The 1,609-nt window shown below is 70.7% G+C and carries 2 protein-coding genes; both read left to right on the forward strand.

Annotated elements, in window-relative coordinates; translation table 11 throughout:
• On the forward strand, positions 1–922 hold a 922-nt coding region (locus tag E1292_RS52140), incomplete at its 5' end, for a hypothetical protein (RefSeq protein ID WP_165975189.1).
• Positions 923–960: 38 nt separating this feature from the next.
• Positions 961–1,509 carry a hypothetical protein gene (locus E1292_RS50310; protein WP_132606862.1) on the forward strand — a complete coding sequence of 183 codons (549 nt, stop codon included), beginning with the start codon at positions 961–963 and terminating at the stop codon, positions 1,507–1,509.
• Positions 1,510–1,609 lie beyond the last annotated feature (100 nt).

The raw sequence follows: 1,609 nt of genomic DNA on the forward strand, positions 1-1,609 counted from the left end.
GGCCGGTGGCCGTGCCGAGCGGTCCGGGGGCAGGGTCAAGCTCCGGGGAAGTGCCGGGTGGCCGCTGCAGGAGGACGGCGGCACGGGTGAGGCCGCGGCCGTGGCGAGGGGGGCGGGCACGCCCTCGCGCAAGCGGCGGCGTACCCCTCCGTCCGACTGGCAGTTCCCGCTGCTCACCGCCTGGGGCCTGCGTCCTGATCAGCAGCGGCTGCTCGTGATCATCGCCGCGGTCGTGGGCGTGCTGGCCGGTGGCACGGGCCTAATGTTCGCCGTGGGCTCCATCGGCGAGTACACGCCGCCGCGGCGGACCAGTGCCGCCGTGGTCGCGCCCGGTTCGACGTTGCCGCGGGTCTTCCACGGCTGGAGCTCGCCCAAACTGTTCGCCCCGCTGACCGACAGGTCCAAGGACAAGCGCGCGTTGACGAAGAAGGAAGTGTTCGGCCACAAGCAGCTCTCCGTCACCAAGAAGCTCAAGCTCAAGCTGGTCGCCAAGCAACTCGACGCCGACTGTTCGGCGGCTCTGTGGGGTGAGAGCGTTGTGGAGCAGATCTCCGACGCCGGATGCAGCCAGGCCGCCCGTGGCCTGTACGCCAGCTCCGACGGCCGCTACGTCGGCCAGTACACGCTGCTCAACCTCAAGGACGGCAAGTCGGCCGCCGCCCTGGTGGAGTCGTTGAAGACCGACTACCGGGGCGGATGGACGATTCCCCTGCCCTCCTCCAAGGCGTCCTTCCCCGCGGGAGGCTATTCCGAGGCGGGCGGCTACGCGCTGGGCCACTATGTCGGCCTTGTCTGGCTCGGCAGAACCGACGGCGCCGAACCGACCGCCAAGGACGACTTCGTCTCCCTGACCCTGGCGTTGCGCGGCGCGGAGAAGCCCGTCTACCGCAGGGTCGTCTCGCTCACGGGGCCGCCGGCCTGATGTCACGTCGTCTCGTCATCTCCGTTGTGATCGCCGGCGTGGTTGCCCTCGCCGTGGGCGGCTGGTGGTGGTTGCGCCGCGACGAGCCCCGCCCGTCGGCCTTCCACGCCGAGCCCACTTCCGCCTTCTACGCGGCCATCGACGACCGAAAGAACGACGCCGCCCCGCTCACCCCGCAGGAGGTCTTCACCTCTGCGGTCAAGACCGTGGGGGACATGCGGCTGGAGAGCACCCAGCAGTTCACCGACTGCGACGACGTCCTGTGGGGCGCCTCGGCCTCCGGGTGCACTCAGGCGCTCCAGGGCGCCTACAAGGGCGACCTGGCCGCCGGCCAGTTCGTCATCTTCAACATGAGTGACGGGCGAGCCGCCGACGCGCTGGTGTCGGCCCTGGGTGAGGACGGTTTCGTACGCCAGGGCATCGCCTTCGAGGCCGCCGGCAGTCGCGCGCAGGCCCGAGCCATGGGCCACTACGTGACGGTGAGCTGGGTCGGCGGTTCCGCGCCCGCGCAGGAACTCCTCGCGGCGCTGGTGGCACTCGACGGTTTGGGCCGTGTCGTCCAGGACCGCGTCGTCGCCGCCGCCTGACCTCGAAACGGTGCCGGACTCGGTCTGGTGTGGAGGTTCGGGTACGGTGCCGGGCTCGGTCTGGGGTGGGGATCGGGGACGTGCCGGACTCGGTCTGGGG

The organism is Nonomuraea deserti, from assembly GCF_004348685.1.
GTDB lineage: Bacteria > Actinomycetota > Actinomycetes > Streptosporangiales > Streptosporangiaceae > Nonomuraea > Nonomuraea deserti.